Genomic DNA, 13,004 nt, shown 5'->3' with positions numbered 1-13,004 from the left:
AAAAAGCCTGCTTTGCCATGCGGGAGCCGGACGACCATCTACGGTGCATGGAAAAGACTCTCCCTCCTGCAGGCAAGCTCTGGCTCGTCGGCGCCGGTCCCGGCGATCCCGACCTGCTGACGCTGCGCGCCGCGCGGTTGCTCGAAAGTGCCGACCTTGTCGTCCATGACGGGCTTGTCGGCGAGGGCGTGCTCGCGCTGATCCCGCCGCATGTGGAGCGGATCAGCGTTGCCAAGCAGCGCAGCCGCCACACGATGAAGCAGGAGCTGATCAACGAACTGCTCGTCCGCGAAACGCTCGCCGGCAAGCAGGTCGTGCGCCTCAAGGGCGGCGATCCGTTCATTTTCGGCCGCGGCGGCGAGGAACTCGACGCCGCGCGCGAAGCGGGCGTCGCGTGCGAAACCGTCCCCGGCATCACCGCCGCCGCGGGCTGCGCGGCGCAGGCGGGCCTCCCCCTCACCCACCGCGAGGATGCGAGCGCGGTCAGCTTCGTCGCCGGCCAGTGCAAGGATCTGACCGACCAGGACTGGTCGGGGCTCGCGGGGCATGGCCGCACACTCGTCATCTACATGGGCCTCGCGACCGCGTCCGCCATTGCCGACAAGCTGATCGCCGACGGCGTTTCGCCGGGCCTCCCCGTCGCGGTGATCGAACGCGGCACCACCGCCGAGGCGCGGGTGCTCCGCACGCTCCTCACCGATCTCGGCGACCTTGTCGCACGCGAGAAAGTTAAAAGCCCCGCGTTGATCATCGTCGGCAAGGTCGCGGCGCGCGCCGACGCGCTCGACTGCCTCGGCGCGCCGGGCGTTGCCGCTCAAATAAGGGATTTCACATGAAGCTGCTCACGGGCAATGACCTGAAAACAGGATTTGTCACCTGGTGGACCGGCGCCGACTGGTCGCTGCATATCGAGGACGCCGCCGACGTCGGCGAAGCGGGCGAGGCGATCCTCGCCGCCGAAGAAGGCGCGCGCCGCGTCAACGCCCCCTATATCATCAACGGCGAACAAACCGCCGACGGCCCGCGCCCCGCGCACATCAAGGACCGTATCCGTGCATTGGGGCCGACCGTGCGCCCCGACCTGACGTTAAAACCCGCCGATCCCGCGGCCGGCGACTGGGTGATCTGACATGTATAAATATGACGAATATGACCATGCGATGGTCGATGCGCGCGTCGCCGAATTCAGCGACCAGGTCCGCCGCCGCCTTGCGGGCGAAATCACCGAGGACCAGTTCAAGCCGCTGCGGCTGATGAACGGCCTCTATCTCCAGCTTCACGCCTATATGCTGCGCGTCGCGGTGCCATATGGCACGCTCGATAGCCGCCAGATGCGCATGCTCGCGCACATCGCGCGCAAGTACGACCGCGATTATGGCCATTTCACTACGCGCCAGAACATCCAGTATAACTGGATCAAGCTCGAGGACGCACCCGCGATCCTCGAAGACCTCGCATCGGTCGAAATGCACGCGATCCAGACGAGCGGCAATTGCATCCGCAACATCAGCTCGGACCAGTGGGCCGGCGCCGCCGCCGACGAGATCACCGATCCGCGCCCGTGGGCCGAGCTACTCCGCCAATGGTCGAGCTTCCACCCCGAATTCAGCTATTTGCCGCGCAAGTTTAAAATTGCCGTGATCGCGGCCAACGAAGATCGCGCCGCGATGCGGCTTCACGACATCGGCATCCAGATCGTCGATAAGGACGGGCAGCATGGCGCCGCCTTCTACGTCGGCGGCGGCATGGGCCGCACGCCGATGATCGCGCCGCTGATCAAGGATTTCGTGCCGCTCGACGACATGCTGAGCTATGCCGAGGCGTGCCTGCGCGTCTACAACCGCTACGGACGCCGCGACAATATCTACAAGGCGCGGATCAAGATCCTGATCCACGAACTCGGCGCCGACGAATATCGCCGCCAGGTCGAGGAAGAGTTCAAGCATGTGAAGTCGCTGGGCATCGACCCGCCAAAGGCCGAATTCGACCGCATCGCGGCGCAGTTCGCGCCGCCGCCGCTCGACGCCTCGGCGCCCGACGCGATCGACCGCAGCGATCCCGATTTCGCGGTCTGGGTCGACCAGAATGTCGCCGCGCACAAGGTTTCGGGCCATGCGATCGTCAACATCAGCCTGAAGCCCATCGGCGGCATCCCCGGCGATGCGTCATCGGCGCAGATCGACCTGATGGCCGACCTCGCCGAAAAATACAGCCATGATGAACTCCGCGTCACCCACGCGCAGAACATCGTGCTGCCGCACGTCCGCAAGGCCGATCTTTACGCCGTCTGGCAGGCGCTCGACGCCGCGGGGCTCGCAACACCGAACCTCGACCTGATCAGCGACATCATCGCCTGCCCCGGGCTCGACTATTGCAGCCTCGCCAATGCGCGCTCGATCCCGGTCGCGCAGAAGATTGCGACACGCTTTTCGGACCTCGGCCGCCAGAAGGAACTGGGCGAGCTCAAGCTCAAGATTTCGGGCTGCATCAATGCGTGCGGTCATCACCACGCCGGCCACATCGGAATCCTCGGCGTCGACCGCAAAGGCACCGAAAATTACCAGCTGTCGCTCGGCGGGTCGGGCGCGGAGGACGTCAGCCTCGGCACGATCACCGGCCCCGGCTTCGACGAGGATGGCGTCGTCGATGCAATCGAGCGCGTCACCGACAAATATCTCGCCGAACGCACCGAGGGCGAGCGTTTCGTCGACACCTTCCGCCGCGTCGGCATGGCCCCCTTCAAGGAGGCGATCTATGGTTGAGCATATCCATTCGGACGGCGAAGAACCCGCGGTCACCCTCGACGCCTTTCTGTCGCAATCGAACGCGACCGCGGTGCGGCTCGAGCCCGATGAGGATGCGCGCGCGCTGATCCCGCATCTCGACCGGCTCGCGCTGATCGAGGTCGCCTTCCCCAAGTTTCGCGACGGCCGCGGCTATTCGTCGGCGCGCATCCTGCGCGAAGCGGGCTACGCCGGCGAACTGCGCGCGCAGGGCGACGTCCTCGTCGACCAGATCGCCTATATGAAGCGCTGCGGCTTCGATACTTTCGCGCCCGAAAAGGAACTCAATTCGGCCCATGTCGAGGCGGCGCTGGCGCGCTGGCCCGAACATTATCAGGGCGCCGCCGACGGCGCGGTGCCGATCTGGAAGCTGAGGCATGGCTGACGTGAAGACCTCTCCGCGCAAAGGCAGCGAAGACCGCACCCGCGACCGGATCGACGTGGCGCCGCGCTTCACGCAGGCCGACGTCATCCGCCTCAACAATCTCTTCCGCGGGCAGGACGCCGCCGAAGTCGTCGCGAGCGTGATCGGCGCGGGGCTGCTCGGCGAAACCGGAATCGTCTCGAGCTTCGGCGCCGAAAGCGCGGTGCTGCTGCATCTGGTGACGCGCGCCGCGCCCGACATGCCCGTGCTGTTCCTCGACACCGGCAAGCATTTCCCCGAAACGCTCGCCTACCGCGACGAACTCGCCGCGAAGCTCGGGCTCAATATCGTCAACCTGACGCCCGACGCCGAAGACCTCGCCGCGAAGGACGCGACCGAACTGCGCTGGTCGTACGACCCCGACGGCTGCTGCGAAATCCGCAAGGTCAAGCCGCTCGAAAAGGCGCTGACCGATTTCGACACTTCGATCACCGGCCGCAAGGGTTTCCAGTCGTCGACGCGGCAGGGGCTCGCGCGCTTCGAACTCGACGGTTCAACCGGCCGCCTGAAATTCAACCCGCTCGCCAACTGGACGCGCGAACAGCTCGACGCCTATTTCGAGGCGCACGACCTGCCGCGCCACCCGCTCGAGGCCGAAGGCTATCCCTCGATCGGCTGCTCGCCGTGCACGTCGAAGGTCAAGCCGGGCGAAGACCCGCGCTCGGGCCGCTGGCGCGGCTGGGACAAGACCGAATGCGGCATTCACACCGAAGTCACGCCGCTGGGCGACGATCCGGCGAACGACCCGGCGTTCTAGATATTCGTCATCCCAGCGAAAGCTGGGATCGCTGGCTACCTTGCGCTACGCTATCGGCATGGGCCGGGGCGGATATGTCTATGTCATGACCAACAAACGCAGTGGCGTGCTCTACATCGGAGTCACCGCAGACATTACGGCGCGCGTTTTTCAGCACAAAACGGGGCAAGGCTCGGCTTTCTGTCGAAAATACGGCCTGACGATGCTCGTCCTCGCCGAGGAATATCAAACAATCGACGAGGCAATCTCGCGCGAAAAAGCAATGAAAGCTTGGAAGCGCCAATGGAAAATCGAGCTGATCGAAGCGAGTAATCCGGACTGGAGTGATCTGGCCGCCCCCTCAATTTAGCCAAACCCGTCGCCCCAGCGAAAGCTGGGGCCGCTATCGTCACAAAGCCCCGGGAGCGATCCCAGCTTTCGCTGGGATGACGATTATTCTGCCTCACTCATAATCCTCGAACGCCATGCTGTCGTCGGCGAGGTCGCTGAACTTGGTCGTCTTCGCCTCGAAGTGCATGCGGATCTTGCCCGTCGAGCCGTGGCGTGATTTTGCGACGATCACTTCGGCGAGGCCGAAGACGCGCTCCATTTCGGCCGCCCATTCCTCATGCTGCGCGTGGATCTTCACATCGTCGCCCTCGACCGGGCGCTTGGGCTCCTTCGCGGCGACATAATAATCCTCGCGGAACACAAAGAGCACCATGTCGGCGTCCTGCTCGATCGAGCCCGATTCACGAAGGTCGGACAGCTGCGGGCGCTTGTCCTCGCGGCTTTCGACCGCACGGCTGAGCTGCGACAGCGCCATCACCGGTACATGAAGTTCCTTCGCCAGCGTCTTCAAACCACGCGAAATTTCCGAAATTTCCTGCACGCGGTTGTCGCCGCTTTTTGACGAGCCCTGGAGTAGCTGGAGATAGTCGACGATGACGAAGCCAATGCCGTGGCGCCGCTGGAGGCGCCGCGCGCGCGTGCGGAGCCCCGCGATCGTCAGGCCGGGCGTATCATCGATGAACAGCGGCAAGGTCTGAAGCTGCTGCGCCGCGCGGGAGAGTTGCTGGAACTGCTCCTTACTGATCTTGCCCATGCGCAGCGCCTCGCCCGACACCCCCGATTGTTCGGCGAGCACGCGCGTCGCGAGCTGGTCGGCGGACATTTCGAGGCTGAAGAAAGCGACCTTCGCGCCCATATTCTTCTCGGGCGGGATGCCGTCATCCTCGTCGCGGCGAAAACGCTCGGCGGCGTTATACGCGATATTGGTCGCGAGCGAGGTCTTGCCCATGCCCGGACGTCCGGCAAGGATCATCAAGTCCGAATTGTGCATGCCGCCGATCTTGGCGTTCATGCTGCCGATGCCGGTCGTGATCCCCGACAGATGCCCGCCCGAATTGAGCGCGCGCTCGGCCGCCTGCAGCGCGGTGAGGCTCGCCTGGTTGAAGCTTTTGACCGATCCCATCTCGGCCTCGCCCCCCGCGACGCGGTAAAGCGCGGTTTCGGCTTCCTCGATCTGCGCCTGCGGATCGACGCGCTCGCTGGTGTCGAGCGCATTGTCGACCAGCGTGCGCCCGACGCCCGCTAATTCACGCAGCAGCGCGAGGTCGAAAATCTGCCGCGCAAAGTCGCGCGCGCCGATCAGGCCCGCGCCGCTGCCGGTGAGCTGCGCGAGATAACCGACCCCGCCGACCGCCTTCATCGCCTCGTCGGCCTCGAAATAGGGCTTGAGCGTCACCGGGGTCGCGATGCTGTTGCGCTCGATCAGCGCCATCGTCTGCTGGAAAATACGGCCGTGGAGCGGTTCGAAGAAATGCTCGGGGTTGAGCGCGACGGGCAGATCCTCGACGACTCGGTTGTCGATCAGGATCGCGCCGAGAAACGCGGCCTCGGCCTCGATATTACGCGGCATTTGGCGCGCGTCACCGGCCGGGGCGGGGGTAGGAAACAAGGCAATCTCTGGCATGGATTTACCATGCGATGTTCGTGCAAGAGGTGCAACCCGATTGACCTCGCCGATCCGCACGGCGGTGGAGCCATCTGGGGATAAGTTTCAAACCCGTTCGCATCGAGCGAAGTCGAGATGCCCATCGATCGGGCGCCTTCCCTTTAGGTGTCTCGACTTCGCTCGACACGAACGGAATTGATGCGTCGCGCCAAGTCGCCCCCTTGCCCTTCGCCCCCGGCCAAGTAGAAGCACAGACAGCATGAGCCACGCAGACCCCTCGAAACAACGGATCATTTCGGTCGAACTCGACGAGGGGTCGATCGTCTGGCGCAATCCCGACGTCGAGCAGGAACGCCGCGTCGCGATCTTCGACCTGATCGAAGACAATAAATTCGTGCCGCAGCGCGGCCATGCGGATGGCTATGCCGGTCCTTACCGTTTGATGCTGCGTGTCGAGGACGGCCGGTTGATCTTTGAAATTTCACGCGAAGATGGTTCTCCGCTCGAGGCGATCATCCTCGGGCTCGGGCGTTTCCGCCGGCCGATCCGCGATTATTTCGCGATCTGCGACAGCTATTATCAGGCGATCAAGACCTCGACCGCGCAGCAGATCGAGACCGTCGACATGGCGCGGCGCGGCCTGCATAACGAGGCGGCCGAGATGCTGATGGACCGGCTCGACGGCAAGATCGCGGTCGATTTCGACACGGCGCGACGATTGTTCACGCTGATCTGCGTGCTGCACATCAAGGGCTGACGATGGCGACGGGGGCAATCAGGGGCGGAAAGGCGGCACAGATCGCCGGCGCGTGGCGCGCCGCGGCGGCGCGCCTGCTGCGCCGGATCGGCGCCGCGATCGTGCTGTTGCTCTTCGCTGCCGGCCTTGCGCTCTGGTGGGCCGCGCGCTGGACCCCCGACCGCGCGCTCTATCCGACGCAGGGGGTAACGATCGACGCGGGCAACGGCGATGTCCGTTGGGGGTCGATCAAGGCCGCGGGCGCCGATTTTGCCTATATCATGGGAACCGACGGTTCGGCCGCGGTCGACCCGAAGTTCGCCCGCAACATGACGGGCGCGCGCGAAGCCGGCGTGCAGGCGGGCGCGATCCACCGCTACAGCCTCTGCCAGCTCGCGACCGATCAGGCCGCCAATTTCATCCGCCACGTCCCGCGCCGCGCCGACGCGCTGCCCGCGGTCGTCTGGCTCGATTATGACGACCGCTGCCCCGACCGGCCGACGCGCGCGCTGCTCTTGTCCGAACTCGCGACCTTTCTGGCACAGATCGAGGCGCATATGGGCAAGCAGAGCGTGATCGCCCCCGGCCGGGCGTTCGAGAGCGACTACAAGGTGACGCAGGGTATCGCACGCACCATCTGGCTGCGCCGCGATTTCTTCGAACCCGATTATGGCGCGCACCCCTGGGCGATGTGGCAGGCGAATGATTATGTCCGCCTGTCGGGCGCCGAGGGCACCGTCGGCTGGAACGCGCTGCGCCCGCAAGGAGAGATGCGATGACCGAGGACCGTGATGCCCTGATCGACGCCGCGCGCGACGCCGCGAGCCGCGCCTACGCGCCCTATTCGGGCTTCCACGTCGGCGCGGCGCTGCTGCTCAAAAATGGCGATGTCGTCACCGGTGCCAATGTCGAGAACGCCAGCTACGGCCTCACCCTCTGCGCCGAAACCGTGGCGGTGGCGAAGATCGTCAACGAGGGCTGGATCGGCGAACTCGCCGAGGTCGCGATCGTCGGCGGGCGCCCTCATGGCGACGAATTGCTGGGCACCGACCCGGTCAATCCGTGCGGCCGCTGCCGCCAGATCCTCAACGAAGCCGCCGAGCGGTCGAAGACCGACATCCTCGTCCATTGCGCCTCGGGCGACGGCAAGGAGGTCATGACCTACCGCCTCAGCCAATTGCTGCCGGCCGCCTTTGGTCCCAAGGATCTTGGCCTCATCGACTGACCGCTTGCGCAACCCTTACAGGACCGACAAGAGACACCATGGCCATTCTTTCCGACCGCTGGATTCGCGAAGCCGCCCAGACGCAGGGCATGATCGAACCGTTTGTCGAGGCGCAGCGCCGCGACGGCTGTATCAGCTACGGCCTCTCCTCCTACGGCTATGACGCGCGCGTCGCGCCCGAGTTCAAGATCTTCACCAATATCGATTCGACCACCGTCGATCCGAAGGATTTCGATCCGAAGAATTTCGTCGACCGCGAAACCGACGTCTGCATCATTCCGCCGAACAGCTTTGCACTCGCGCGCACGGTCGAATATTTCCGCATCCCGCGCGATATCCTCGTCATCTGCCTTGGCAAGTCGACCTATGCGCGCTGCGGCATCATCGTGAACGTCACCCCGCTCGAGCCCGGCTGGGAAGGCCATGTGACGCTCGAATTTTCGAACACCACCCCCCTGCCCGCCAAGATTTACGCCAACGAGGGCGCGTGCCAGTTCCTCTTCCTGCAGGGCAACGAGCCGTGCGAGACGAGCTACGCCGACCGCGCGGGCAAATATATGGGGCAAAAGGGCGTTACGCTGCCCAAGCTATAAGCAGCGCTCCTTCACATTTCCGTCATCCCGGCGAAGGCCGGGATCCCGCCGGTGCGTTATAACGATAGGTCGAGATCCCGGCCTTCGCCGGGATGACGGAGAGAGGGGAGAAATGGGGGTGTCGCGCTTGCTCTGCCGACGAAAGTTGATAACGTTCCCATAAATCAAAACATGGGATGAGGTCATGAACTTCCGCACTGTCGCAATCGCGCTCGCCGCATCGCTTTTCTCGACCACCGCGCACGCCGAAGGCTTTCTGAAGGTCGAGGGCACCGAGATCGTCGACGGATCGGGCAAACCCGTCATCCTGCGCGGCATGGGACTCGGCGGCTGGATGCTGCAGGAAGGCTATATGCTGAAACTCGGCGAGGTCGGACAGCAGCATAAAATCCGCGCGAAACTTGTCGAACTCGTTGGCGAAGAGCGCGCCGCGGCCTTCTACCGCGCCTGGCTCGACAATCACACGACCGAGGCCGACATCGCCGCGATGGCGAAATGGGGCTTCAACTCGGTGCGGCTGCCGATCCATTTCGACCAGCTCACTCTGCCCGCCGACAAGGAACCCAAATCCGGAGAGGACACATGGCACGAGGAGGGTTTCCAGCGCATCGACCGCCTGCTCGCGTGGAGCAAGGCGAACAGCATCTACCTGATCCTCGATCTCCACGCCGCGCCCGGCGGTCAGGGCAACGACTTCGCCATCTCCGACCGCGACCCGACCAAGCCGTCGCTCTGGCAAAGCGAGGAGAACCAGCGCAAGACGGTCGCCCTGTGGACCAAGCTTGCGGCGCGCTACAAGGATGAGCCGTGGATCGGCGCCTACGACCTCATCAACGAGCCCAATTGGAGCTTCGCGACGCCCGGCAAGGGCAACGGCTGCGACGAGACCGAGAATAAGGCGGTCTGGAGCCTGCAGCAGCGCATCTCCGCGGCGATCCGCAAGGTCGACAAAAAGCATATCGTGATCATCGAGGGCAATTGCTGGGGCAATAATTACAAGGGTCTGCCGCCCGCGTGGGACGCCAATATGGTGCTGAGCTTCCACAAATATTGGAACCGCAACGATGCTGCGAGCATCGCCGAAATCAAGGCGCTGCGCACCAGCTATAACCGCCCGATCTGGCTCGGCGAGTCGGGCGAGAACAGCAATGGCTGGTACCGCGACGCGATCGCGCTCGTCGAGGGCGACGACATCGGCTGGAATTTCTGGCCGCTCAAGAAAATCGGCTTCAACCAGCCGCTCGAGATCGTCGCGGGCGACGGTTGGATGCAGATCGTCGCGTGGATGACCGGCAAGGGACCCAAGCCCGGCGCCGACGAGGCATATGCCGCGATGATGCAGCTCGCCGAAAACACCCGCTTCGACAAGAACATCCCCAAGCCCGACGTCATCGACGCGATGTTCCGCCAGCCGCGCGATGCGAGCTATCGCCCCTTCGCCGCCCGCACCTTGGGCGCAAAACCCCTCACCATCGCCGCCGCCGATTACGACCTCGGCCCGCCCGGCGTCGCCTATCACGACAGCGTCGACGCCAATTATCATGTCGCCACCGGCGGCGAGCGGACGCCGTGGAACAATGGCACGACCTATCGCAACGACGGCGTCGATATTGCGCGCGCGGCCGATGGCACAGCCTATGTCAGCGATTTCGTGACCGGCGAATATATGCGCTACAGCGCCGAGGTCGCGAAGGCGGGCCGCTGGACCGTCACCGCGCGCGTGCGCTCGGCCAAGGGCGGCCGCATCGGCATCTACGAGCGCGGCATCGCCATCCCCGCGGGCACCGCATGGCAGGTCGTCAAGCTCGCCGACGTCGACCTGCCCGCCGGGCCCGGCGCCGCCACCCTCCGCGCCATCGATTGCAGCGACTGCGAGGTCGCCGAACTGATCTTCACCCCGCGCTAGGCCGGAACCCATCGTCCTCCCAAGCGTCCTGTCTGCACAAGCGGACGGGGCGCGCTAGGGAAGGAATGCCCATGTCCATGATCGCCGTCTTCATCGGCCGCCTGTTCATTGCCCTGATTTTCATCGTGTCGGGGATCAACAAGCTGATCCATGTGTCCGACACCACCGCGATGATCGCGACCTCGGGCCTGCCCGGCGGACTCGCCATTCCGGTCGGCCTCTTCGAACTCATCGCGGGCATCTGCATCGCGCTCGGTATCGCCGTGCGCCTCGTGTCGATCCTGCTCGCGGGCTTTGTTCTCGCCACGATCCTCTTCTTCCACCGCGAGTTCACCGACCCGGTGCAGGCGATGGCGGCGATGAAGAATCTGGCGATCGCGGGCGGCCTGCTCTGTCTCTTTGGCTATGGCCACACACGCTGGAGCTATGACGCGCTGCGCCAGCGCCGCCGCGACGAGTTGGCCACGCATCGGGCCGAGCAGCATGCGAGCGAAGCCGAACTGCGCGCCGCACGCGCCGAGGGCCGCGCCGAGGCGATCGGCACGCCCGTCGCGGTGGAAAAACGCCCCTTCTGGCGCCGCTAGACCTTCGCGCTTGGCAAGCTTCCCCGCCTGCGCTAGCCTCCACTTAACGTTTACGTAAAGGGAGAATGGCCATGGCGGGGACCCGCGAGTTCGATATCATCGTCTATGGCGCGACCGGTTTCACCGGGCGCCTCGTCGCCGAATATCTCGGCGCGCATTATGCGGGCCGCAAGGACGCGCCGAAATGGGCGATGGCGGGGCGCAGCGCCGACAAGCTTGCCGAGGTGCGCGACCTCATCGGCGCACCCAAGGACACGCCGCTCGTCGTCGCCGATGCGAGCGACCCCGCCAGCCTCGACGCGGTGGCGGCGCGTGCCGAGGTCATCCTGACCACCGTCGGCCCGTACCAGCTTTACGGGAGCGAACTCGTCGCCGCATGCGTCAAGGCGGGCACCGCCTACGCCGACCTTTGCGGCGAACCCGGCTGGATGCGCGAGATGATCGACGCGCATCAGGATGCGGCCAAGGCATCGGGCGCGCGCATCACCTTCAGCTGCGGCTTCGATAGCATTCCGTTCGACCTCGGCGTCCATTTCCTGCAGGCCGAAGCGATCAAGCGCCACGGCAAGCCCGCCCCGCGCGTCAAGGGCCGCGTCCGCAAGATGGCGGGCGGCGCCTCGGGCGGCACGGTCGCCAGCCTCACCGAAACGCTGAAGGCGATCGCGAAAAAGCCCTCGCTCGCACTGCTGCTCAAGTCGAGCTTTGCGCTGACCCCCGGTTTCGAAGGCCCGTCGCAGCCGACCGGGCTGATCCCCGAATATGACAGCGCGACGGGCACCTGGACCGCCCCCTTCGTGATGGCGCCGATCAACACCAAGAATGTCCACCGCACCAACTTCCTGCTCGGCCATAAGTGGGGCGAAGACCTTGTGTACGACGAGATGGTGATGACGACGATCGGCGACGCCGGAAAGGCGATGGCCGAAGCGATGGCGAAGGCGAATCCCTTTGGCGAGTCGACGCTCCAGCCCGGCGAAGGCCCGAGCAAGGAAGCGCGCGAGAACGGCTTTTACGACATCCTCTTCATCGGCGAATATCCCGACGGCACCACCGTGCGCGCGAGCGTTCAGGGCGACCGCGACCCGGGCTATGGCTCGACGTCGAAGATGCTCGCCGAAACGGGCATCGCGCTACTTGCGAACAAGGGCAAAGGCGGCGTCTGGACCCCGGGCGCGCTGCTCGGCGACGCGCTGATCGAGCGGCTGACGGCCAATGCGGGCCTGACTTTCCAGATCGAGGACTAAGAAACCAATGACGACCTCTCCCAGCGCGCTCGACGCGCTGCTCGCGACGCTGCGCACCGAAGAGGGCGTAGCCAAGGCGCATATCGACGAAGGATGGATGCAGGGGCGCACCGCTTATGGCGGGATCAGCTCGGCGGTCGCACTCGCGGGCACGATGGCGCTCCACCCGACCGACACGCCGCTGCGTTATGCGCAGATCAGCTTCGTCGGCCCCGTCGGCGGCGATTGCACCGTCGAAACGCGCGTGCTGCGCCAGTCGAAATCTTCGCTGTTCATCGACGCCGGCGTGTCGAGCGATCAGGGCTTCGGCACCGCTGCGGTCTTCGCCTTTTCAGGCGACCGCAAGAGCCACCTCGACCATGATCGCCTGTCGGTGCCCGACGCGCCCGATCCCGCGACGCTCGCACCGGTGCCCGATCATCACGCGCGCCCGTCTTTCACGCGCCATTTCGACATGCGCCCGACCACCGGCCCGCGCTTCGGGTGGAAAAGCGATGTCGGCGAATATCTGACCTGGGTTCGTTTCGCCCAGGAGCCCGCGTGCCATCCGGCGGTCGCGCTGCTCGCGATGGGCGACGCCCTGCCCCCCGCCGCGATGGCGCTGTTCAGCGAATTCGGGCCGATCAGCTCGATGAACTGGACGGTCAACATGCTCACCGGCACGCCGACGACCGACGACGGCTGGTGGCTGCTTTCGGCGAAGACCGGCTATGCGCGCCACGGCCTGTCGATGCAGGACATGATGCTGTGGAACCGCGCCGGTGAACCGATCCTCAGCGGCAGCCAGGCGATCGCGATCTACGCTTGATCATTCGT

15 protein-coding genes are annotated in these 13,004 nt (G+C 65.0%); 14 read left to right on the top strand and 1 reads right to left on the bottom strand.

What is annotated here, in order from left to right:
• The first annotated feature begins 47 nt into the window (after positions 1 to 47).
• From cobA to ATE70_RS02255, 6 genes are read left to right on the top strand one after another with little or no spacing between them, the layout of a single operon-like run.
• Entirely contained in the window at positions 48 to 836 is a 789-nt protein-coding gene (gene cobA, locus ATE70_RS02280) for a uroporphyrinogen-III C-methyltransferase (RefSeq protein WP_058536317.1), read from the top strand.
• Positions 833 to 1,129: a DUF2849 domain-containing protein gene (locus ATE70_RS02275; protein WP_058536316.1), complete on the top strand. Its 297-nt coding sequence runs from the start codon at positions 833 to 835 to the stop codon at positions 1,127 to 1,129. Before cobA ends, ATE70_RS02275 begins: the two co-directional genes overlap by 4 nt.
• 1 nt (position 1,130) lies before the next feature.
• Positions 1,131 to 2,762 carry a nitrite/sulfite reductase gene (locus ATE70_RS02270; protein WP_058536315.1) on the top strand — a complete coding sequence of 544 codons (1,632 nt, stop codon included), beginning with the start codon at positions 1,131 to 1,133 and terminating at the stop codon, positions 2,760 to 2,762.
• A complete protein-coding gene (locus ATE70_RS02265; RefSeq protein ID WP_058536314.1) occupies positions 2,755 to 3,168 on the top strand; it encodes a DUF934 domain-containing protein in 414 nt (137 codons plus the stop codon). The genes ATE70_RS02270 and ATE70_RS02265 overlap by 8 nt, the downstream gene beginning before the upstream one ends.
• The gene (locus ATE70_RS02260) at positions 3,161 to 3,964 is read left to right on the top strand and encodes a phosphoadenylyl-sulfate reductase (RefSeq protein WP_058536313.1); all 804 of its coding nucleotides are present in this window, start codon (positions 3,161 to 3,163) and stop codon (positions 3,962 to 3,964) included. Before ATE70_RS02265 ends, ATE70_RS02260 begins: the two co-directional genes overlap by 8 nt.
• A 58-nt stretch (positions 3,965 to 4,022) precedes the next feature.
• Entirely contained in the window at positions 4,023 to 4,313 is a 291-nt protein-coding gene (locus ATE70_RS02255; RefSeq protein WP_058536312.1) for a GIY-YIG nuclease family protein, read from the top strand.
• Between the two features lie 93 nt (positions 4,314 to 4,406).
• Here the strand turns inward: ATE70_RS02255 and ATE70_RS02250 are convergent, their stop codons facing one another.
• Complete coding sequence (locus ATE70_RS02250) at positions 4,407 to 5,918, bottom strand: replicative DNA helicase (protein ID WP_058536311.1); 1,512 nt, start codon at positions 5,916 to 5,918, stop codon at positions 4,407 to 4,409.
• A 241-nt stretch (positions 5,919 to 6,159) separates the two neighbouring features.
• On the opposite strand from ATE70_RS02250, the gene ATE70_RS02245 reads away from it, so the two are divergent.
• From ATE70_RS02245 to ATE70_RS02210, 8 genes are all read left to right on the top strand, one after another.
• Entirely contained in the window at positions 6,160 to 6,657 is a 498-nt protein-coding gene (locus tag ATE70_RS02245; protein ID WP_058536310.1) for a UPF0262 family protein, read from the top strand.
• A 2-nt stretch (positions 6,658 to 6,659) separates the two neighbouring features.
• The gene (locus ATE70_RS02240) at positions 6,660 to 7,415 is read left to right on the top strand and encodes a GH25 family lysozyme (RefSeq protein ID WP_058536309.1); all 756 of its coding nucleotides are present in this window, start codon (positions 6,660 to 6,662) and stop codon (positions 7,413 to 7,415) included.
• Entirely contained in the window at positions 7,412 to 7,861 is a 450-nt protein-coding gene (locus ATE70_RS02235; protein ID WP_058536308.1) for a cytidine deaminase, read from the top strand. Before ATE70_RS02240 ends, ATE70_RS02235 begins: the two co-directional genes overlap by 4 nt.
• Before the next feature lie 38 nt (positions 7,862 to 7,899).
• Entirely contained in the window at positions 7,900 to 8,454 is a 555-nt protein-coding gene (gene dcd, locus ATE70_RS02230) for a dCTP deaminase (RefSeq protein ID WP_058536307.1), read from the top strand.
• 184 nt (positions 8,455 to 8,638) lie between these two features.
• A complete protein-coding gene (locus tag ATE70_RS02225; protein ID WP_058536306.1) occupies positions 8,639 to 10,360 on the top strand; it encodes a cellulase family glycosylhydrolase in 1,722 nt (573 codons plus the stop codon).
• A gap of 71 nt (positions 10,361 to 10,431) precedes the next feature.
• Complete coding sequence (locus ATE70_RS02220; protein ID WP_058800991.1) at positions 10,432 to 10,944, top strand: DoxX family protein; 513 nt, start codon at positions 10,432 to 10,434, stop codon at positions 10,942 to 10,944.
• A 71-nt stretch (positions 10,945 to 11,015) separates the two neighbouring features.
• Positions 11,016 to 12,188, top strand: a complete 1,173-nt coding sequence (locus ATE70_RS02215; RefSeq protein WP_058536305.1) for a saccharopine dehydrogenase family protein — start codon at positions 11,016 to 11,018, stop codon at positions 12,186 to 12,188.
• A 7-nt stretch (positions 12,189 to 12,195) separates the two neighbouring features.
• A complete protein-coding gene (locus ATE70_RS02210; RefSeq protein WP_058536304.1) occupies positions 12,196 to 12,996 on the top strand; it encodes an acyl-CoA thioesterase in 801 nt (266 codons plus the stop codon).
• Positions 12,997 to 13,004: the final 8 nt, after the last annotated feature.

The organism is Sphingopyxis sp. H053 (genome assembly GCF_001468225.1).
In the GTDB taxonomy this organism is placed as follows: Bacteria; Pseudomonadota; Alphaproteobacteria; order Sphingomonadales; family Sphingomonadaceae; genus Sphingopyxis.
The sequence above is the reverse complement of the archived record's forward strand: the minus strand, read 5'-3'. Positions and strand labels throughout refer to the sequence as shown.